Annotated in this window: 17 protein-coding genes and 1 pseudogene; 10 read left to right on the forward strand and 8 right to left on the reverse strand. The window is 63.1% G+C overall.

The features are described 5' to 3' along the window. Positions 1–185: 185 nt before the first annotated feature. Positions 186–2,678, reverse strand: a complete 2,493-nt coding sequence (locus LDH66_RS22450) for a heavy metal translocating P-type ATPase (protein WP_226483306.1) — start codon at positions 2,676–2,678, stop codon at positions 186–188. A gap of 81 nt (positions 2,679–2,759) precedes the next feature. Beyond that, positions 2,760–3,191 (reverse strand): DUF3054 domain-containing protein, encoded by a 432-nt coding sequence (locus tag LDH66_RS22455; RefSeq protein ID WP_226483307.1) that lies wholly within the window; start codon positions 3,189–3,191, stop codon positions 2,760–2,762. A gap of 293 nt (positions 3,192–3,484) precedes the next feature. On the opposite strand from LDH66_RS22455, the gene LDH66_RS22460 reads away from it, so the two are divergent. Continuing rightward, complete coding sequence (locus LDH66_RS22460) at positions 3,485–3,850, forward strand: helix-turn-helix domain-containing protein (protein ID WP_226483308.1); 366 nt, start codon at positions 3,485–3,487, stop codon at positions 3,848–3,850. 171 nt (positions 3,851–4,021) lie between these two features. On the opposite strand, the gene LDH66_RS22465 is transcribed toward LDH66_RS22460, so the two are convergent. Next, positions 4,022–4,462, reverse strand: a complete 441-nt coding sequence (locus LDH66_RS22465; RefSeq protein WP_226483309.1) for a hypothetical protein — start codon at positions 4,460–4,462, stop codon at positions 4,022–4,024. A gap of 254 nt (positions 4,463–4,716) precedes the next feature. On the opposite strand from LDH66_RS22465, the gene LDH66_RS22470 reads away from it, so the two are divergent. Genes LDH66_RS22470 through hemA form a run of 5 tightly spaced genes read left to right on the forward strand, consistent with a single transcriptional unit; the run spans position 4,717 to position 11,377 of the window. Beyond that, on the forward strand, positions 4,717–6,552 hold the full coding sequence (locus LDH66_RS22470; protein ID WP_226483310.1) for a cytochrome D1 domain-containing protein: 1,836 nt from the start codon (positions 4,717–4,719) through the stop codon (positions 6,550–6,552). A gap of 26 nt (positions 6,553–6,578) precedes the next feature. Beyond that, positions 6,579–7,721, forward strand: a complete 1,143-nt coding sequence (locus LDH66_RS22475) for a beta-propeller fold lactonase family protein (protein WP_226483311.1) — start codon at positions 6,579–6,581, stop codon at positions 7,719–7,721. Beyond that, on the forward strand, positions 7,718–8,854 hold the full coding sequence (locus tag LDH66_RS22480; protein ID WP_226483312.1) for a YncE family protein: 1,137 nt from the start codon (positions 7,718–7,720) through the stop codon (positions 8,852–8,854). Before LDH66_RS22475 ends, LDH66_RS22480 begins: the two co-directional genes overlap by 4 nt. Next, the gene (locus LDH66_RS22485; RefSeq protein WP_226483313.1) at positions 8,851–10,071 is read left to right on the forward strand and encodes a radical SAM/SPASM domain-containing protein; all 1,221 of its coding nucleotides are present in this window, start codon (positions 8,851–8,853) and stop codon (positions 10,069–10,071) included. The genes LDH66_RS22480 and LDH66_RS22485 overlap by 4 nt, the downstream gene beginning before the upstream one ends. A 4-nt stretch (positions 10,072–10,075) precedes the next feature. Next, complete coding sequence (gene hemA / locus LDH66_RS22490; protein ID WP_226483314.1) at positions 10,076–11,377, forward strand: glutamyl-tRNA reductase; 1,302 nt, start codon at positions 10,076–10,078, stop codon at positions 11,375–11,377. Between the two features lie 94 nt (positions 11,378–11,471). On the opposite strand, the gene LDH66_RS22495 is transcribed toward hemA, so the two are convergent. Then, positions 11,472–11,990, reverse strand: a complete 519-nt coding sequence (locus LDH66_RS22495; RefSeq protein WP_226483315.1) for a pyridoxamine 5'-phosphate oxidase family protein — start codon at positions 11,988–11,990, stop codon at positions 11,472–11,474. A 47-nt stretch (positions 11,991–12,037) separates the two neighbouring features. Then, positions 12,038–12,598 carry a DUF2238 domain-containing protein gene (locus tag LDH66_RS22500; RefSeq protein ID WP_226483316.1) on the reverse strand — a complete coding sequence of 187 codons (561 nt, stop codon included), beginning with the start codon at positions 12,596–12,598 and terminating at the stop codon, positions 12,038–12,040. A 770-nt stretch (positions 12,599–13,368) separates the two neighbouring features. Here LDH66_RS22500 and LDH66_RS22505 point away from each other — a divergent pair. Together LDH66_RS22505 and LDH66_RS22510 are read left to right on the forward strand one after the other, a co-directional pair. Next, positions 13,369–14,286 (forward strand): annotated as a pseudogene (locus LDH66_RS22505) (ABC1 kinase family protein); the annotation flags it as partial. A 151-nt stretch (positions 14,287–14,437) separates the two neighbouring features. Further along, complete coding sequence (locus LDH66_RS22510) at positions 14,438–14,854, forward strand: universal stress protein (protein WP_226483317.1); 417 nt, start codon at positions 14,438–14,440, stop codon at positions 14,852–14,854. A 374-nt stretch (positions 14,855–15,228) separates the two neighbouring features. Here the strand turns inward: LDH66_RS22510 and LDH66_RS22515 are convergent, their stop codons facing one another. Both LDH66_RS22515 and LDH66_RS22520 read right to left on the reverse strand, forming a co-directional pair. Then, the gene (locus LDH66_RS22515) at positions 15,229–16,518 is read right to left on the reverse strand and encodes an MFS transporter (RefSeq protein ID WP_226483318.1); all 1,290 of its coding nucleotides are present in this window, start codon (positions 16,516–16,518) and stop codon (positions 15,229–15,231) included. 3 nt (positions 16,519–16,521) lie between these two features. Beyond that, a complete protein-coding gene (locus tag LDH66_RS22520; protein ID WP_226483319.1) occupies positions 16,522–17,643 on the reverse strand; it encodes an MBL fold metallo-hydrolase in 1,122 nt (373 codons plus the stop codon). A gap of 86 nt (positions 17,644–17,729) precedes the next feature. On the opposite strand from LDH66_RS22520, the gene LDH66_RS22525 reads away from it, so the two are divergent. After that, a complete protein-coding gene (locus tag LDH66_RS22525) occupies positions 17,730–18,464 on the forward strand; it encodes a helix-turn-helix domain-containing protein (RefSeq protein ID WP_226483320.1) in 735 nt (244 codons plus the stop codon). Between the two features lie 45 nt (positions 18,465–18,509). Here LDH66_RS22525 and LDH66_RS22530 read toward each other — a convergent pair whose 3' ends face one another. Further along, positions 18,510–19,406: a universal stress protein gene (locus LDH66_RS22530; protein WP_226483321.1), complete on the reverse strand. Its 897-nt coding sequence runs from the start codon at positions 19,404–19,406 to the stop codon at positions 18,510–18,512. 269 nt (positions 19,407–19,675) lie between these two features. Here LDH66_RS22530 and LDH66_RS22535 point away from each other — a divergent pair, with 269 nt between their 5' ends. Continuing rightward, on the forward strand, positions 19,676–20,749 hold the full coding sequence (locus LDH66_RS22535) for a CNNM domain-containing protein (RefSeq protein WP_226483322.1): 1,074 nt from the start codon (positions 19,676–19,678) through the stop codon (positions 20,747–20,749). Positions 20,750–21,667: the final 918 nt, after the last annotated feature.

Below are 21,667 nucleotides of genomic sequence, written 5' to 3' on the forward strand. Positions count from 1 at the left end.
GTCGCGTAGTTCACGGTCGGTCTCGGAGATCCGATCCAGCGATCCGCTCACGGTCGTCGTCGAGCCCCGGGAGTTGTCTCGGAACGCCACCGCCGCCTCCCTCTCCATCCCTCTGTCTCGAGGACAGACACACTACACCGCAGTATCGGAGTCCGAAACCAGTGGGTAGCGATCGAATCCCACGACTAGTCGTCCAGCACCGGCCGCGAGGAGTTGCCGACGACGATGGCGCTGCTCGTCGCCATCGCGACGGCCGCGAAGAGCGGGTTGATCAGTCCGGCGACGGCCAGTGGGATCGCGACGGCGTTGTACAGCAGCGCCCAACAGACGTTCTCGCGGATGCGCCGCCGGGTTCCGGTCGCGAGATCGAACACGGATCGAACGGACCGGAGGTCGCTCGAGGTGACGACCGCGTCGGCGGCGTCGGTCGCGCGGGCCGTCCCGTTTCCGAGGGCGATCCCGACGTCCGCCGCGGCCAGCGCCGGGGCGTCGTTCGTGCCGTCGCCGACCATCGCCGTCACCCCCTCGCGGGAGAGCTGTCGGACCGTTTCGACCTTTCCGTCCGGCGGGACACCGGCGAAGACCCGGTCGACTGCGGGATGGTCGCGAACCGTCGCCGTCGCGGCTTCGTCGTCGCCCGTTAGAACGATCACCTCGCGGTCGGCGAACGACTCGAGGACCGATTGCCACTCCGACCGCGTTCTGTCGCCGACGACGGCGACGGCCCTCGCCCGGCCGCCGTAGCCGATGACTGTCGGTAACCGTCCATGCGCTCGCGCGTCATCGATCGCCGTCTCGAGGTCGTCCGGAACCGGACCGACCAACCGCTCGACGAGCGCGGGCGTCCCGACGGCGACCCGATCGCCCGCTCGTCGCTCGTCGCCGGTCTCGAGGGCAGCGGAGTCCGCCGTCGTTTCCTCGACCGTCGCACTGACGCCCTCACCGGGATGCCGTTCGAAGTCGGTCACCGCGAACGATCGCTCGTCGTCTCCGGCGGCTTCGGGTTCGAGGGAGCCGCCGTCGAACGCGACACGCTCGTCGGCCCCACCGTCGTGGTCCCGCTCTGCCGGCCCGGCGCTCGCCGCGGCCACGATGGCCTCGGCGACGGGATGCTCCGAGCGGCGCTCGACGGCCGCGGCGAGGTCGATCGCATTGATGTCGCCGTGTACTTCGAGCACCGTCATTTCACCGGCTGTCAGCGTGCCAGTTTTGTCGAAGACGATCGTCTCGACGGCCGATGCCGACTCGAACAGTGTCGCGTTCGCGACGACGATCCCGTGCTCGAGGGCGTCGCGGAGGCCAGATGCGACCGCCAGTGGCGTCGCCAGCCCCATCGCACAGGGACAGGAAACGACGAGCACTGTCAACCCCGTGAGCACCGCGTCTGCGATCGGCGTTCCCGTCGCGAGGCGCCAGCCCGTCGCGACGACCGCCAGTGTCAGTACAAACGGAACGAAGATCGTCGCGAGCTTGTCCGCCAGCCGCTGGACGCCCGGCGTCGAACTCTGGATCTCCCACATGAGCGACGCGATGTGATCGAGCGTACTCTCCGCGTCCTCGCCGACCTCGACGACCAGCGCACTGTCGGTCGCGATCGCGCCGCCCACGACGCGATCACCCGGTCGCTTCGTGACCGGCAACGATTCGCCGGTAAGGACGGACTCGTCGACGGCTGCCGTTCCCTCGAGTACTCGCCCGTCGACGGGGATCCGCTCGCCGGGTCTGACGAGCACCTCCTCGCCTCCCGCGAGCCGCTCGACCGGAACCGTCTCGGTCCCGCCGTCGATTCGACGGGTCGCAGTGCGAACCCGTGCGGCGGTGATGTCCGCGAGCAGGTCGGTCGCCCGCCGCTTGATCCGGCGTTCGTAGTAGGTTCCGAGCGTGACGACCAGGATGACGGCGACGGTCACGTCGTAGTAGAGGTGCGTGCGTCCCATCACCAGCGCGACCGTACTATAGGCGTACGCCGCGACCGCGGCGATCGCGATCAGCAGATCCATGTTCGGCTGCCCGACCCGCAGGCTGACGTACGCGCCTCGTAAGACCGGATAGCCGGTGTAGAACAGCACGCCGCCCGTCAACAGGCCGATCACGGCGAGTGGAAGGTAAATCCCGACGGATGTGGTTGCATCCACCGAAAGGATTCCCGTCTCGATCCCGACGTAGCTCGGATAGAGGTAGAACAGGTACCACGGCATGACGAGCATCGCCAGAAACCCGCCGACGAGCAGCCGCGGGACGAGGTCCTCGTCGGTTCGCGTGCCGTCCCCCTCGCCGTCGCGAAACCGCGCCTCGTAGCCGTATCCCGAGAGCGTTTCGGGGAGTTCGTCCTCGTCCAGCCGGTCGGGGTCGTAGACGACCCGGGCAGTGTCGGTCGCGTAGCTCGCCTCGACGATCAGAATCCCCGCCTCGCGCTCGCCCAGCAGCGCGACGAACCCCTCGCAGGTCGAGCAGTGCATCCCGTCGACCGCGAGGAACGCCTCCGCAGCGTCGTCCGGAATTTCCCGCTCGACGGTCCCGGCTGTCCGGTCGACGACGCTCTCGCGATCGATGTCGTCGACCGTCTCGAGCGTTGCGCTCACCTCCAGACAGCCGCGACAGCAGAACCGTCCCTCGACGTCCGCCGCGGTCACCGGTGACTCTGGCGTCGGAAGGCCACAGAGTGAGCACGAATCCATCTCACGGTCGCTACTCGCGGACGCTGGGTAGCCGTGATGCCGAACGCGTTCGCATCGATCGCGGTCGGGATCGATCGTCGCTCATCGCCGTCGAACGCCGGCGGTCACCGCGAGCCGCCACGGAAGGACGAATCCGAGACCGAGGACAGCAGTGACGAGCAGGAACTCCGGTGGTGCGCTACCGGGAAACAGCGCCGTCGAGCGGATGGCCCCGCCGAGCAGCGACGCGACCACCCATGCGACAGCGACGATGGCGAGCGTCCGTCTGAACGACTCGAACACCCGCCTCCGATACGCTCCGAAGAGCGGGGCGACGGCCACCCATCCAATCACGAACGGGATCGCAGTCCGGAGGGTATAGGCTGGAAACGCCCACGGTTCGATCGCGTGCTTCAACAATCCGAAAGCGATGAACGCGACGACGATGAGCACGTCGACGGCAGCGAGAGTAATGACGAACGGTTCAGACGCAACTCGCCCGATTGACTCCCAACTCAGGTGTGATTTGATCATGGCTTGGAACTCGAACGCGACGCGAGGGGACGGACGGGAGACAGCGACGATCTCTGTCTCGATGACCTGCGGTGACGGTCGGTCGAATCGACACGCGCCAAGTATGCGACTTTGCTCCCGAACGTGTTCAGTGGATTGCTCGAACGACCGAAGCGAGGTGACGGCCACCGAGATGCTGTATGCGTTCGTTGAGCCGATATACGGCCGGACATCCGCCTTACTCGTGACGGATGATCCTCAGTTTTTGGGAATGATGGAGGATATCGAAGGAGAGGTAAGTCGAATCATTAAACATGAGCGACACGATCGATCGACCGATCCGGTGTCCGTACGCCGAACAGGATAGTGAGATCGACTGTGATCCCTACCGGATCATGGAACTGCTCAATGACGACGACGCTCGAGCGGTGTATCTCTACGTCGAGGAGCCGGCGACGGTCCGTGACATAGTCGAAGCTCTCGATCTCCCCCAGTCGACGGCGTACAGAAAGGTCGAGAACCTCCGTGAAGCCGGCCTCATCTCACGGCTCAATGAGCGCTCGCGGACTGGAACCCCTGCGCATTACGTCCAAGCCATGGATCGGGTTTCAGTGACCTATGACGACCCGTTGCGGATCGAGTGTACGTTCAGCGGGCAAACCCTCTACTGTGAGCCCTGATTCCACGTCGCTCGAGCAGTATGCTGTTCCAGCCACAACTCGTTCGCTTCGTTCGACGGCGAGAGGGAGTCGATGAGGACCGTACCCGTTTCGTCACGCAGGCAGTTGCGACCTCCGTTTCCGCCTACGTCGGTAGGCCGATACGAACGAACGGCGTACCGATGGTCCGTCTCAATCTGTCGTCGTATCCGTCTCCTCGGTCGTTTCGCCACGGGGCTCGTCGTCGGCCATCGCGCAGAGGTGTTCGAGCAGAAGTCCGAACCCCTCTGGCTTGAACCAGGTCGTAACTGCGCCCTCGTCTTCGACCTCCGCGAGGACGGTCTCCTCGTCGCGGACTGGAACAGAGACCTCGACCGGTCGATCGAACCGATCCTCGTTTTCCTCGATTAGGTACTTCGCCTCCGCGAGTTCGCGACGAACGTACTCGTACGGACCCATCGACTCGGTGTCGTCGCCGATGACGAACCGGCGAGTTCGCCCGTCGTCCAGTGTCAGTCTGACGACGCCGTCCACTATGCGATCCTCCTCGAGATACTCGGCCAGGACGTCCTCGAAGAAGTCGGTCGTCATCCGATCGCCTCGAGCTTTCGACGCCGTGCTGTCGGTCGTCATGTGTCATACTATCGAGTATTTTATAAATTACTGTACCGCCGACTCCAACGAGCTGGGAACCGTCGTCGAACGGAGTCGGATACTACGGCCGACATAGGGATCGTTACGACGTCGGATTCCGGATCTCTAGTGTGGTGTTATCATGACGGAAAAACTCCGACGCGAACATCTTCCCCGTACCTCTCACGAACTCGAAACGTTGCTGCCCGGTTATAGGTGTCGGGTCTGGAGATTCAATTGGAGAGGTGCCCAGCATGTCACAATCCGAGTCAGCGGCCGAGTCGACGGCGGACCACGAGGAACGAATCAAGCGCCACTTGAGCGCTTCGAGGGAGATCGCGAAGAACCTGGAGTTCGACGACGAACTGCACTTCGAGATGGGGTTGCCGATCCCGGGCCGTCGGACGTTCCTGAAGACGAGCGGCATCGTGGCGGCGTCGGCGGCGCTCGCGGGCTGCACCGACGACGAAACCGACGAGACGGGTAATCAGACTGCCGACGAGGGGGAGTCATCGGGAGAGGAGCCGGCGGAGGTGGAACGAAGTGAGACCGTTCAGCTGGCGGCCCACCAGTACGAGTTCCAGCCCCAGGAGATCCGGGTGCCGCCGAACACGGAACTCACGATCGAGTTCACGAAATCGACCTTCGAACAGAACCCGGACTTCAAGTACCACACGTTCTACCTCGAGGAGCCGTACGATATCGGGCCGGTCAATCTCCCAGAGAACACGGACGACGAAGCGTTCGATTCAGTCACGTTCGTCACTGACGAGGAGGGGACCTTCGACTTCGAGTGTAACGTCTACTGCGGGGACGGACACGCTCAGATGAACGGCCAGCTGTATGTCGTTCCCGAGGGCGAGTCCGTCGACAAGGTTGACTTCACCGACATGGAGACGCTGAAAGAGCGTCACGAGGTTCTCAAAGAAGAAAGCGAACTGGCAGGAGAGCCCCAGCACGACCTCGACCTGCGAGACATCATGGTCGTCACCGAGCGCAACAACGCTTCGGTGGCGATGATCGACACGGTCAACGACGAGTTCATGGAGCGCGTCGAGAACGTGGGGAAGGCGATCCACGTTCACGACTTCCATCCCGACCTCCCCGAGCAGACGCGCGAGGGTGCGTACGTGTACACGCAGTCGCGACAGGGGGAGATGTACAAGATCGATCTGTTCGACTTCGAACGGGTCGCCGTCGCCGACGCCGGGACGGACGCCAGGGACATCGCCGTCTCCCGGGACGGCAACTACGTGATCGGCGGGTTCTACAACCCGAACCACCTGGTCATCTGTGACGCGGACACGATGGAGCCGATCAAGCGGATCCCGACCCACACCGTCAACCCCGACGGCGAGAGCCTCGGGAGCCGCGTCTGCTCGCTGTACGACGTCCCACAGGAGGGGCTCTTCCTCGCGGGGCTCAAGGAAGGCGGTGAGGTGTGGCTCATCGACTACACGCAGGACGAGTTCCCGGTCGTGGCGACCATCGAATGCGGTCGAACCCTCCACGACGGGTTCTTCACGGAGGACGGTCGCTACTTCATGATCGCCTCCCAGACGGATAACCAGATGGACATCATCGACACGCGAGAACGAAGCCACGTCGCCGCGATCCCGATGGACGGTGTGCCACATCCCGGCCCCGGCGCGCTGTACCCCGACGAGGACCTCGCCTTTACCACCCACGCGGGTGCGCCGAGCGTCGGCGTCTGGAACACGGAGACCTGGGAGGCCGAGGAGATGATCGACGTCAGGGGATCGGGGCTGTTCATCCGGAAACACGAGAACAGCGACTACGTCTGGGCCGACGTCATCCTCACCGACAGCGAGGACGACGCCTACGTCTACACGATCGACCCCGAGACCCTCGAGGTCGACCAGGAGATCGACTGCAGTCAGTGGGGTGCCGACGCCGCGATCCATCCCGAGTTCAGCCGCGACGGCGAGAAGGTGTACATCAGCGTCTGGATGGGCGAGAACGAATCGATCCTCGTGTTCGATCCGAACACGGGCGAGATGCTGACCCAGATCGAGGATCTGCTGGCGCCGACCGGAAAGTTCCTCGGCGTCCGCGCGGAGGGACACTGACCGCGGTCGACCGGTCCCACAGGCACATGTCCGACACCAGCAACACGACCGCGCGAACGCGGACGGACCGACGACCGGCGGGACCGCTCGCGCTCGTCAAACACCTCCGCGGCGAGGGACTGACGGCGATCGACGCGGCGACCCACGAGCCGCTCGAGCGGATCGGCGACGGCCGCCAGCCACACGCGCTGGCCGTCCGTCCCGGCGGTCGCTGGGCGTACGTCCCCTACATGGGGTCGAACGCGCTCGAGATCGTCGACCTGTGGACGCTGTCCGTCGCGGACCGCGTCGACGAGGTCGGGACCGCGCCCGTGGGAGCGGTCCTGACCCGAACGGGACGGTACCTGTTCGTCAGCACGTACGGCGGCCTCCCGGACGACGACCAGCCGGGACTGGCCGTCTTTCGGACGGCCGACGAGCGGGTCGACCGCGTCGCACGACTTCCCGTCGGGAAGGCCGCCGGCCTCGCCGTCGACGCCGACAACGACGTGTGGGTCGCGCTCCGAGACGACGACGAGTTGCTCCGGATCGGCGGGACGCCCCCCTTCAACGTCCTGGACCGGTTCGCGGTCGGTGCCGGTCCGCAGGACCTGGCCCACGAACCGACCCGGGGACTGCTGGGCGTGAACAACGCCGACGGGGACAGCGTGACCGTCGTCGACACGCACGCGGCGACGGTCCTCGGGACGGTCCCGGCCCCGAACCCGAGGGGCGGGACCGCCGTTCCGGGCAGCGATCGCTGGATCGTCGGCGACACGGAGGGAGACGGAATCACGGTCGTCGACCTCGAGGCGGTCCGCCGCGGGGATCTCGAGTCGGCGGTCGCCGATCGCGTCCCGCTGGGGACGCCCACTGCCTTTCCCGACGTCACCCCCGACGGGTCCCTGCTCGCCGTCGATGCCTACGACGACGATCGCGTCGCGTTCCTCGACCCCTCGAGCCTGGGCGTCGTCGCGCGGGTCGAGACCGGGCCGACGCCGCGCCACCCGCGGTTCAGCGCGGACGGCCGGGTCTGTTACGTCCCCAGCGTCGACGCCGACACCGTGACCGTCGTCGACGTCGACGACGTTCGAGCGGGCGACCCCGACCCGATCGCGGCGACCATCGACGTGTCCGAAGGGGCGGCCCCCGCGGGCTGTTTTCGGACCGATAGAGGTAGATACCAATGACACCGGACACCGACACCGTCGCGAGCGACCGCTCGTCCGGCGCGCCGACGATCGTCAAGAACGCCGCGAGCAGCCACTTCAGCGCGGTCGATATCGAGGACGGTGAGGTCCTCAAAGCGGTCGGCGACGGGCGATACCCGCACACGGCGCTGTTTCACCCGGACGCGCCCGTCGCGTACCTGCTGTACATCTCCAGTGCGCATCTCGAGGTCCTCGACCTCGAGCGTCTGGAGACCGTCCAGCGCGTCGACCGACTCGGAACGATGCCAGTCGGGAGCGCACTCGGCCCCGACGGCGACCGGCTGTTCGTCGGCACCGCCGTGGCTCTGCCGGACGCGCCCGATCCGGGCGTCCTCGCGTTCGAGATCGACGCCGACGGCCGGCTCGAGGCGGGCGGCGCGCGGCCGCTCTCGCGGAGTTCGGGTATGCGAATCGGGCCGGACGGCCGCCTGTACGTGGGCCAGAAGACCGCGGACGAGATCGCCGTGTGCAGCGCCGATTCCCAGTTGGCCGTCGAGGCGCGGATCCCCGTCGGTGCAGAGCCACACGATCTCTACGTGCTCGAGGACGACGGGCTGTTGGTCGTCAACCACGCTGGGGGCTCGTCCGCGTCGTTCGTCGATCCGGAAACGGGTCGGGTCCGCTGTACTGCCGAGACGGGGACGAATCCGCACGGCTTCGCCGTCGCGGACGGCCCCGACTATCGGTACGGGCTGCTCCCGGCGCGCGAGGACGAGCGGGTAGCCGTCGTCGACCTCGAGGCGGTCGCGGCCGGCGAGTCGTCGCCGACGGAGGCGCTGCTCGACGTCGGAACGACGACCGGCTTCGCCGACGTGACGCCGGACGGCCGCTACGCGATCGTCGACTCCTACGAGGAGCCGTTCGTGACGATCCTGGATCTGGGTGACCGCTCGATCGCCGGCCGAGTCGAAGTCGGCGGGGAACCGCTTCACGTCGTCTTCGGACCCGAAGGGGAGGAGTGCTACGTCGGAAATATGGAGCGAACCGATCTCGCGGTGCTCGACGTACGGCCGCTGGCCGACGATCGGCCAGCGGACGTGTCCGTCGCTCGCCGAATCGAGGGACTCGGAGACAAACCGAGCGGTATCTTCCGCCCGGAGGGAAGCCAATGATCGACCTGACACGCCTCATCAGAGGACTCGACAATCGACCCGAACAGATCCGTTACGAGAAGCGTCACGCGAGCGATGCGCTCGTCCCGCTGGTCGTGTGGAACACGACCCCTGCGTGTAACTTGCAGTGCAAACACTGCTACTTCGGGGCCTGCGACGAGCGCGACAGCGGGGAACTGTCGACCGCCGAGGCGAAGGCGTTCATCGACTCGCTGGCCGCGGTGAACGTGCCGGTACTCGTCTTCAGCGGCGGCGAGCCGTTCTTCCGCGACGATCTCACCGAACTCACCCGGTACGCGACCGAGCAGGGGCTCCGTCCCATCGCCTCGAGTAACGGCACGTTCCTGACCGAGGAGCGCGCTCGGGAAGTAGCCGACGCCGGGATGCAGTACGTCGGCGTCTCGCTGGACGGCGTCGGGGCGACGAACGACGAGTTCCGCGGCGTCGACGGGGCGTTCGAGCGTGCCCGCAACGGGCTTCGCAACGCTCGCGACGCCGGGATGGGGACCGGGATCCGGTGCACGATGACCGAGGGGACCGTCGACGACGTCCCCGCGGTGATCGACCTCGCAGTCGAGGAGGGGATCGACCGTGTCAACGTGTTCCACCTCATCTACTCGGGGCGCGGCGGCGACATCACCGACGCCGACCTCCCCTTCGAGCGCACGCGTGAGGTGGTCGATTACCTCTACGAGCGAACCAAAACGCTCGCCGAGACCCACCCCGACATGCAGATCCTGACCGCGGGTAACTACGCGGACGCGGTCTACCTCTACCACCGCATCCGCGAAGACATGCCGGCTCACGCCGAGCGGGCTCGGGAACTCCTGTTCGACGACGGTCCCGGGCGAGTGGTCAAGAACGGCGACGCCGGCCCGAAGGTCGTCAACGTCGACCACCGCGGCGACGTCCACCCGAGCATGTTCCTCTCACAGTACACGCTCGGGAACGTCCGAGAGCAACGGCTCGACGAGATCCTCGCCGAAAGCGACCGCTGGGACGAACTGGCCGAACCGACCGAGCATCTCAAAGGGAAATGCGGCCGTTGCCCGTGGAAGGAGGTCTGTGGCGGGAACTCCCGCGCCCGGGCCGCTGCAGTCTACGACGACCTCTGGGCCGAGGACCCTCGGTGCTATCTCACCGAGGCCGAGTACAGTACCGACGACCTGCCGACCGACCACGCACCACCGGTCGACGCGCCCGCAGTGCTCGAATAGACAGATGGACGCGCTCGATCCGGCACCTACCGACTCGAGAATCGATTCCGATCCGGCGGCGGGAGCGGCAGCTCCGAAGAGCGTCCGCCGACTCGCGTGTTGCCGCCTCAGTCACGCGACTCACTCGACGGACGAGCTCGGTGCGGTCACACCGGACGAACCGCTCGAAGTCGCTCGTCGGATCGCGCAACACGACCGCGTCACCGAGTCGGTCGTCCTGTCGACGTGCAACCGAGTGGAAGTGTATCTCAGCACCCGCACACCGGCGGACCGCGACGCAGCGCTTCGCGTGGCGTGCGACGCGCTCGCCGATCCCGACGGCCTCCGGACCGAAACGGGGATCGACGTCGTCGAACACCTGTTCCGCGTCGCTTGCGGTCTCGACAGTACCGTGATCGGCGAGGATCACGTCCTCGGACAGGTCCGTCGAACGTTCGAAACGGCACTCGAGGCGGGACTCACCGGCGGCGTGGTGACGCGAACCGCGGACGCGGCCGTCTCAGTGGGACGGGCCTGTCGCGACGAGACCGACATCAATGAGGGCCACGTCAGCTACGGGAGCGCGACCTGCGACCGACTCGAGGCATGCGGCTGCACGCCGAACCGCCTCGTCGTCGTCGGCGCAGGTGAGATGGCGACCTCGGTCGTAAGGGCGGCCAGCCATCGATGGGACAGTCGCGTCGACGTCGTCAACCGATCGAGCGCACCGAAGCTACCCACCGATGACGGACGGTACTGGCCGCTCGAGTTCCTCGAGTCGGCGCTGACGGATGCCGATGCGGTCGTGACGGCGACCGGCGCGTCGGAGCCGGTGTTGACCGACGAGACGGCGGATGCCGTCGCGGAGGATACGCTCGTCGTTGACCTGGCGAACCCGCCCGACGTCGCCGACGCGGTCCGGGAATCGCCCGGAACGGTCGTGACTCTCGACGAGATCCAACGCCAGATCGAGGTGGTCGTCGCGGACCGGCGTGAGGCGGTCCCAACGGTCGAGGACGCGATCGCAGACGCGATCGCGTCGTTCGTCGATCGAGAACGCGAGAACCGCGCCGAGGATACGCTCCGCGCGCTCCACCGAACGGCGGCAGCGATCCGTGAGAACGAACTCGAGCAGGCGCGGGCCCGCCTCGAGAACGGGGACGACCCCGAGGTCATTCTGGAGGAGTTCGCCAGCGCGCTGACCGGATCGCTCCTCGGGACGCCGACCGAACGCCTTCGAACGGCCGCACGTGACGGTGACGATGCGATTATCGAGGCCACACACCGGCTGTTCGATCTCGACGCCGTCCTCGAGGAGTCGTCGTGAGTCGGCGACTCTCCGCAGGCGTCCGAGACGTCCGAGTTAGTTTACTTCCCGCTGTTATTCGATTAGTCCCGCGAGGGTTGCACGATCCCGTATATCAAACGACACTATCTCTCGATCCGACGAACTGACCACGACCGGTGATTTCGGTGATCTCTAACTCGTACCACACCGTCTCGTACTCGGAGATCGGGGCGTTAAACACCTCGAGCGCTGCCTCTTCGCCTACATCGGAGAATAGCGTCGCCGCTTCGGCCAAGTCGGAGTCGGATACCTGTCGGATATGGCCTCGGAGGACGACGCTCTTCCACTGGTTTTTCGTGGCCCACTCGTAGACGGTGAGGCTCGCGAGGTCCGTTTCCGAAACGAACGCCCGCTTCATACCGCCTTCGTCCATGATAAACCGGAAGAAGCATCGATTCGAACCACCGTCGTAGGCGAAGGCGATCGGGATCGTGTATGCTTCGCTTCCCTTCGCCAAGCCAAGCACTCCGAGCCCCTGTTCTCGCAGAAATGTTTCGATTTCTTCCGCGTCTAACTCCACACCGATATCCGGTGACATACCGGCGAGTACCACAATGGGGGCAAAAAGCCTGTGCTGACCAGCTAGGATCACTACCAGTCAATTATATTACATTGCACTCATCGTAGTTTAATTTTCCACTATCGATCCGATCTGGCGAAATTGTGGAGGGCGTGGTCGCCGAGTAGAAGGACGATAGCAGCGCCGACGAGATTAAAAACGAGATCGAAGAGCGTGTCGGTCTTTCCGTAGGTGACGAGTACCGGTTCGAGACCGATCCGGTCGGCCGTGGCATGGATCGTGTACTCGACGAGTTCCCAGAGGATCCCGGCGCAGACGACGACAGCAATCACGAGGGGACGAGGATCGCGCCCGCGGCGACGAACCGCTACGAAGGTGAATCCGCCGAGAATCGTTGCCGAATGGGTGTGTGTCAGGTGGTCCCACCACCAGACGTCGTCGTAGGGACCGAGCATACCGACGGCGTGTGTGAGCATAGCGGTCTCGAGATAGACGCGCTGCCACGGTCGGAATTCGACATCGTACCGTCGTTCGGAAACGAGCGGAAGAAACGTCCCGATGAGTCCGAGGATAGCGTTTGCGACTGCACTGGGATCGCGTCGGCGAACGCCGATTGCGAGTACCGCCAGGATTCCGTACCGAACACCGCGTTCTCCCTTCCGAACGACCGACGGTCGCATGTAACCCGGTACAGGCGTCGGTCCGATAAAGATGGCGTATCGAATCCCACGTCGACAGCAGTGACCGGTTCGACTGGTATCTGCTGAAGTGACGACGGAACTCCGTTTTCGATCGAGACACGGCCAACGGATTTCGCTCTCCGAGACGGATCAGTAGCGGGATCCGATTACGAACGTATTCCGTTAGCGCCGATCAACACCACCGTTCGACCGCGGAGAGGCACGAACTGGCCACAGATACGCGACGGGAACCCCCTCTGACGCTCATCGATCCCATCGGAGGATGTGCGACTCGAGCCGTCAACCAATAGAGCGACGGATCGGATTACTCTCGCGCTGTTTTGCTATCGTCCGAACAGATAGCCGAAGACGTGATGACAGTTAGCTAGCGGAAGCCCACGGCTTTAGCCGCGGGAGGAAGTCAAAAGCGCGAGGTCGTCGGAAACGACGTCGTAGCAGACCAAGCGGCGGGGACGGCTCCAGCGGTCGTGATAACGGCTCGGTATCTCTTCTCGTCTTCGGCTTCTCATCCCGCGAGAGACGTTCTCTCCGTCCGAACCGTTACGACCGTTTCGCTGGTTGTTTCGAGAACGTATCCGCTATATGTCGGCCGTTTATAGCTTTTATTACAAACCTATGTGTGTAACGGGAACCAGGGCAAAAATACCGTATTACCCGTTGTACCGAGCCAGTATATGGCAATTTAGAACGGTATAAACGGAATGACGGACGCTACTCCGACTACTCACTACTCCTACTCGATCACGGTGTATCCCGAGTTGTGTTCGGAACGACTCATCGTGATGGAGTACATCACCGGTGACAAGATCACGGACGATCAGGCTCTGGCGGATGTCGGCGTCGAACCCACCGAGATGGCGACGGTGATCGCCCGCACGTATCTGAAAATGGGACTGGTCGACGGTGTGTTCCACGCCGATCCCCATCCCGGAAACCTCGCGGTGACCGATGAGGGACGACTGGTCATTTACGACTACGGAATGAGCAAACGACTGAGTCCGCAAGAACAGGACGATATCACGAGTCTCTACCGCACCCTCGTCCGTCGCGACGTCGACGGCCTGCTGAACACGCTCATCGCGCTCGAAGTCCTCGACCCGACGGTCGATCGGGTCGCGGTTCGGCAGGTCCTCGAACTACTGATCGAGAACCTCGAGGGACGCGCCGACATCACCTGGCGCTCGATCATCACCGAGCTGTTCTCGAGGCTTCATGACTTCCCGTTTCGCGTCCCGCCGAACGTGATGTTGCTCGTCCGGGTCGGAACGGTCGGCGAAGGCGTCTGTCGAACGCTCGATCCGGGGTTCGACTTCATCGCCGTCACGCGGTCGTTTCTCGTCGATTACGGATTTATCGAGAGCGAGATTGACGCAATACTCGAGGATATCCGGAACGATATCCGGGAATCGGCACCGGTACTCGCACGAGCGCCAGCGCGATTCGATACCGTCTTCGGTCAACTCGAGCGCGGTGAACTCGTCGTCAGAACCGAGCCGATCGACGCGCCGAGCGGAGGGGATCCGGCGGTCGGTTACGCCATCGTCTCCGGGTCCCTGTTCGTCACAGCCGCCGTACTGACGTTTCACGAACTGCCCCTCGACGTGGTCAGTGTGCTTCTCGCACTCGTGTTTCTCGGGCTGTACGTTCGCCGGCGGCGGACAATCTGAGGGGCCCGCAACCGAGATGTGATCACGACACCTCATGGACGGTGTTCGTGAAGAACGATGCGAGTGGCAGCCAGTCGGTTGTATGCGGTTGCGATTCCAAGTCGGTGGGATTTCACCGAGTGCATATATTCTCATCCGTCGAACGGCATGTATGCGAGTACTCGTCCCGATCGACGACTCCGACCCGGCGCGAACGGCACTCGAACACGCCGTCACGACGCATCCAGACGCCACTATAACGGTGTTACACGTGATCAATCCGTCACTCACGATGTATCACGGCGAGATGTCGTACGACTACGAACGGCTCATCGATCTCGAGGAAGACCGATCCGAGTCGCTGTTCGAGACCGCACGAGAGATCGCCGATGAGCACGGTGCGTCGATCGAGACCGAGACGGTCATCGGCCAGCCGTCCCGCAGCATCGTCGAGTTCGCGGCCGAAAACGATGTCGATCAGATCGTCCTCGGCAGTCACGGTCGATCCGGCGTCTCACGCGTGCTGCTGGGCAGCGTCGCGGAAAAGGTCGTGCGTCGCGCACCGGTTCCGGTGACGGTCGTCCGGTAATCCAACGATGGATAACGCCGGCCGCAACGGGGCCGCGCAGAACGCGGCTATGTTTTTCTCCTCCGTTCCCGGCTCGGTCAGTGGTGATCGTGGTCGCTGGAGCTGAGACCTCGACTTCGCCCATCGGTTCGCCTCGCGCCGCGTGTCGCTTTCGGCCGCCTCGTCGGAAGTTCTCCCTCGATTCTCGAGCATGCGGTGATCGTACTTATCCTTTCACGCTCTGTTACGGGACCGAACCCGATAAAGAGGAATGTTGAGGCTCGAAACGACGTAGCCGAGCGACCCGCGGTCGCTCGGCGAGTGCCGACGGGATCGGACTGCGGTCGTGCCACCCGGCGGCACGTCTCGAATCGGCGGTCGAGAAACTGTGTGTCTCAGCCCTCGAGAGCCGCACTGTGAGGGGAGTCCGGTGCTGGTGCCGGTGGCTCGTGAGTACCGAACTCGGGATGCGTTTCCTCCATCCACACGTAGACGACGGCACCGGAGAGGAACATCAAGACCGCGGTCATGTAGAACGCGGCTTCGGCGTTCACGAACTCCATCGAAAGGCCGATCAGGATCGCACCGACCCCATATCCGGAGTCACGCCACATTCGGTAGACGCCCATGCCGGCCGACCGCCACGTCGGATGGGCAGCGTCGCTGGGGACAGTCATCAGATTGGGATAGAGCAGTGCCATTCCAAGCCCGGAGAGCCCGGACAGGATCACCCACGGGAGATAGCTCTCGACGAACACCATCCCGAGAACGCCCGCTCCGGCGAGGAACATTCCCGCAACGACGGGGGGACGGCGGCCGATGCGGTCGGCAAGGCCCCCGGTTCCGATCTGGAGGAAGTACATGGCGCTGTGGACGCCGACGACGACGCCGACGGCTTCGATCGCGAGCCCCTGACTCGTGAGATAGAGCGGCACCGCGATCCAGAACAGCGTGTCCACGAAGTTCTCGATGTGGCCGGCCTGGGCCGCGGCGAAGAGCGTCCTATCACCGTAGGTCGCCCGCTTGAGAACGTCGATAAACGGGAGGTTCGCGTCTCGGTGATCGTCGTCGCCCTCCATCTGTGCGAGTTGGACGGTCTCCTTGATGAGGAAGACCGAGATGAGAAATGCGAGCACGACGACCGCTGCGAGGAAGAAGAACGGTTCAGGCCGAAGGCTCGTCTGGCCGGCGATGACACCCGTGATCCACGCGCCGACGGCGACACCGGTGTAGCCGAACGCCTCGTCGATACCGACCGCGAGCCCGCGCTGCTCGGGCCCCGCGAGATCGATCTTGGCGTTGATCGCCATGCTCCAGGTCAGCGCTTGATTGATCCCGAGCAGAACGTTCCCGACGGTAATCCAGCTCCAGCTCGGGGCGTAGATGAGGATAATCGGGATCGGCAGCGCGGTCACCCAACCGAGAACGAGTACCGGCTTGCGCCCGTACTCTTCGCCCCATTTCCCGGCGTAGAGGTTGAGTAGCGCCTTGACGAAGCCGAACGAAACGACGAACGAACCGATGACCAAGAACGACTCGACGCCGAGTACGTCCTCACCTAAGATGGGCACGACGGTCCGCTCGGACCCGATCGTCAGACCGGTCGCGAACACCAGCAAGACGTGTAGCGAGAACTGTCCGAGGTGTTCGCGAATTCCCTGTTTCAGTGTCGATCGCTCACTCATCGGTTATTCGGCAGCACAGCGGTTGGGGCCCAGTTCGAGTTCGGACAGTTCCTCGTCGGGGACATCCTCCTTCCCGACGTTCGTGCGCTTGACGCGCTCGAAGTTCGGCGGATGGTCCGGAATGTCCGAGGCGAGCGTCTCGACGAACTCCTCGCGGTCGCGTTCGAGGTCCGCGTTCCGTTCTCGAAGCTCGCTTAACGTCGCGGTCACCGGCGGCTCGGGCGATCCGGGATCGTGTGCCGGGAGGACGACTGTATCGTCCGACCGATCCAGAAGACGCTGGAGGCTCTCGTAGAGCGTCGCGGCGTTCCCCTCGACGTCGGAATCTTCGATACCGGCTTCGACGCCGAGCTCGACGCGGCCGACGCTCTCGTGGAAGAGCGTATCGCCCGTGAGCAGGGCCTCGCCCTCGAGATCGAACGAGACGCTGCCCTCGCTGTGTCCGGGCGTGTGGATGACCTCGACGTCGATCGATCCGATCGCGATCGAATCTCCGTCTTCGATCGGAGTCGCGTCGATAGCGAGCGCGTCCGTCGGATGGAGGTAGTACGGAACGTCGCGTTGCTCGGCGAGTTCCGCACCGCCGGAGACGTGGTCGGCGTGGGCGTGTGTATCGAAGACACCGACGAGTTCGGCGCCGTGGGCGTCGATAATTTCGTCGTACTCCTCGAGGTAGTGGGAGGGGTCGAACACGGCGGCTTCACCGTCCGAAAGAAGGACGTGAGAGAGGCATCCCTTCCCCGGACGGGCGACCTGGACGAGCGTTCCGTCGAGATCGGCCGGGACGGGTGCGCTCCGGTGAACGCGACTCCACCCGTTCATGCCGTCGGCGAGCGTTCTGGCGTCGTATCCCATCTCTCGCAGGACCTCCGCTGCGGTCCGTGAGACGACCCCTGCGGTGCAGACGGTGACGATCTCGCGGTCGTCCGGGAGATCCTCGAGATCGTCTTTCGCCGTCTCCGGATCGTCGATCAGTTCGTCGTAGACATCGACGTTGACGCTGTCCGGAACGTGCCACTCCTCGTACTCGTCTCGGTGGCGAATATCGAGGACGAGGACGTCCCCACTCTCGTCTTCGCCGTCCCGCAACCGATCACTGAGTTCCGTCGGGCTGATTTCCGTCATCGATTATTCGTACGAACGGTACCGGAATAGAGGTGGTGCGGGACATGACCGGCACCGTTAATCATCTCGAGACCGAACGATGGTGTATGAGTCTCTTCGAGGCCTCATTTCGGTTGAAACACGAGTGTCCGTACCGAGAGATCTCGGAACGCTATCCGGACCTCACTATTCGAGAGTGGTATCTGAGCGACTGTCAGGTGCTCGAAATCACCTCCGCGGAGGCACCGACCGACGACCTGCTCGAGGAGATCAACGGGATCGGAACGGTCCTCCACCGGTCGATCGATGATTCGGGACTCCACGTCGTCACCCAATCCTGCCTCTGTTCGCTCGAGGGATCTATCCTGGAACGGTTCGAGGCGCACAATTGCCTCTACCAGCCGCCGACGATTCACCGTCAGGGCTGGGAGCATTACACGGTAATCGCCTTCGACGAGGACGACGTTCGGGCGCTGGTTCAGGACCTCGAGGCGGATCGAGATATCGAACTGCTCTCCAAGACCGCTATCACGGAGCAACAGATCCCGCATAGCATGTTGGCGCCGGTCGATCAGCTCTTCGAGGATCTCACCGATCGCCAACTGGCAGCGTTACAGTTGGCACTGGAGAACGGCTACTACGAACAGCCGCGACAGACATCGCTACGAGGACTGGCCTCGCAGACGTCGGTGGCCCGCTCGACCTTCGAGGAACACCTCCGGAAGGCGGAGAACAAGCTCCTGACGAACGCCGGCACGTATCTGCGGTTGGTGACGTCGGGGTCGGCAGCGAACCCGCTGCAAGCGGGTCGGTCGGGAACGTCCGAACAGAGCGCTGACTGATCTCTCGCTCGTCAGAACGCTCCCTCCGGTGGCTCGCGGACTCGGTCACGGCGACCGCGTGACGATCAGTACCGGAACATCGACCGTCCGTAACACGTTCGAGGCCACGCTGCCGAGCAGGTGTCTTCCGAGGTTCGACCGGCCACGCGCTCCCATGGCGATGAGATCGATATCGTTGTCCGTGACGTACTCGCTAATACCGGCAGCGACCCCGTCGAACGACGTCGTTCGCTCGACGGCGGTTTCCACGGTCACGTCGGACGCCACGTCGTCGATTTCGGCCGCAACTTCGTCGACTATCGCTGCTCCGTTCGCCTCAAGCCGTTCGACGAGTTCTTTCTCGAGGCCGCCTACGTCAAACACGCCGCCCGAAGCCTGGAGATCGATGACGTTCAGCACGTGGATGATCGATCCGTACTGCCGCGCCACGGCCACGCCGTGGTCGATCGCAGTGTCGGCGTTCTCGCTCCCGTCGGTCGGAAGGAGGAGCCGGGAATAATCGAACGCTTCCCCGGTCGTTCGGTCTTCCTCCGGGACGACGAGTACAGGGACGTCACTTCGACGAAGGAGTCCCTCCGTGACACCGCCGAGGAGGCGTTTTCCGAGACTGGTCACACCTTGTCGGCCGACGACGATCAGCGTCGCGCCCCGATCCGCGGCGTACTCGGCGATCCGTCTCGCGGGCTCCCCCTCGGTCAACTCCATCGTTACCGAGTGACCAACGTCCGAGGCGATCGACTGGATGTCCTCGAGTATCGTTTCGCCCCGCTCTCGAAGCCGGTCCGCCTCATCAGCCGTCTTCGTGAGCCGGAGAGCCTTCTTCTCGACGACGTGGAGAACGTCGACAGTTGCATCGAAGTCCCGGGCGAACTCGAGACCGCGTTTCGCCGCCTGCTTGGCTTCGTCACTCCCGTCGACGGCGAGCAAGATGTGATCGTACATCGTATCGGGATTCGACGTGCGAAACCTTCATTGTTAGTCACTATTTCGCGACCATCTACTCGATCTGTACGAACGCCCGTCGCCCGATCGGGTGGTCCGTCGGGGTCGTAGTGCGGTCGAATGATTCTCCGGATTCGTTTGCTGTGTTAGCTTGCGAGCGGATCTCCGGACGCCTGTCACCGACGGTCGACGACCCGTGTGAGTGAGAAAATTCTATAACCGGGAAACGAAGATACCTTGATACGACAGGGCGGCGAAACGCCGATCGAATGGACTCCGTCGAAATCGGACTCCGGTTGATCGCCGGTATCGGCCTGATCCTCGCGAACGCCTTCTTCGTCGCGGTCGAGTTCGCCCTCACGCGCGTCCGCCAGTATCCCGAATCGGCGTTCGACGAGCCAGGGCTTCGGCGCGCGTGGGAGATGACGGACGATCTCGAGATCTACCTCACCAGTTGTCAGGTCGGGATTAGTGCAACGAGCATCGCTGTCGGGATCGTTGCCGAGCCAGCACTCGCGACGGTCGTCGGCCCGCTTTTTGCAAATACTGCACTCGCGTCTGCGGGAGCCGGCGCCGTCCTCGCGTTCGTGATCATCAATCTCCTCCACCTCACGCACGGCGAACAAACACCGACCTACCTCGGCGTCGAGCGAACGAAGTTCGTCGCGAGATACGGAGCGGCGCCGCTGTACTGGTTCGCGCGACTGCTCTCGCCCGTGATCTGGCTCGGCGACGGCGTCGCGAAATGGACCCTCCGACGGTTCGGGATCGAGATGACCGGTGCCTGGCTCGAGACCGAAACGGAAATCATCGAGACGCGAGCCGACCTCCGGAATCGGCTCACGTCCGTCCTCGAGCAAGGGGACCTCCCGGACGAACGGCGAGCGGAGATCATCAACGCGTTTACCGTCGGCGAACGACCGGTCGAAGACGCGATGACCGGCATCGAGGATGCCGTCTTTCTCTCGACGAACGCGTCAGTCGAGGAAAACCTCGACCGTATCGGCTCGACCCCCCACACGCGATTTCCGTTGATTGAGGATACGCCCGCTGAGTTCGTCGGTATCGTCTACGTCCCGACGGTCGTCGATCACATAGACGAGCTTCGAAACGGAGAAGTGACGTTCGAGGACCTCGCAACGCCACCGAACATGCTCCCCGCAGACATGCTGGTTAGCGACGCTATCGACGAATTCCAGGCGGCCCACCAGGAACTCGCACTCGTCGAAGACGACGGCGAGATCGTCGGGTTGCTCACGGCCACGGACGCCCTCGAGGAGTTGGTCGGCGCGTTCGACGATCCGCTCGATACGGTGGACTTCGTCCCTAATCAGACCCGATGAGTATCGGCCTCGGCGGACGGTACGAGCCGACTCGGAGAGCAGCGCTGCCGATTTTTGAGCTGTCGCAGCCCGACTTCGTACTCGGAACGAAGATAGTAGTATGAATTCACAGTATCCATGAAAGGGTCAGGAATGTGACTCCATATTCCCATCAAATTATCAAATTATATGATTGTATCGTTGGATTATTGTCCGGAGTAGCTGACTCCAGCAGTATGAGTGACTCTACTATCATGTTTTACCAGTCTCTAGTTCGGCGTTTCTAAAACAGTCTTCGATATGAGATATATGATATTGTATATCTTAAACGAAACGTTCGACAGCGTTCCGATTCCTCTGTATTTTATCGCGAAATCGAAGCCTATGATTGTGGGTGCAGCTTTGAGTCACGGTGCTGAATCGACGAGAAACACGGCATCGGAGACGTCGAGTGTCTCTCGAAGTGCAGTGAAAAACATCGACGAGAGTGCCGTTGTTCGTGGTAAATAGAGCTTGATATGGGGAGGTTCGTTCGTCTCAGAACCACAGCAGCGTACAGCCAGTAGCGCTGATCGTCGAGTTGGATCGCGGGTTCGTTGAGCACGAGGTGATCCGGCTGTTTCTCGTCTATCGGCTGTAAGTCGACTTTCTGTACCCACTTGTGGACGGTTGATCGTGCCAATTAATACCAATCCCATATATGAAAGTAACAGTATTTAAAATTGGTATCTAAGCCAGGTGATGACGGATATTCAATCGCATAAACTCGTGTGGTATCGGTTCGATTAAACCAGATAGGATCGACTTAAACGGGAGCCACGTCGGTATAATCACGAATATTTATGTATTGTATGATAGAAACAATTTATCGAGAACGTATGACAGCCGATAGTTCGCCAAGCGACGCGGAGAGCGATAGCTTCACCCGGTGTTTAGGAT

Source organism: Natrinema amylolyticum (genome assembly GCF_020515625.1).
Taxonomy (GTDB): domain Archaea; phylum Halobacteriota; class Halobacteria; order Halobacteriales; family Natrialbaceae; genus Natrinema; species Natrinema amylolyticum.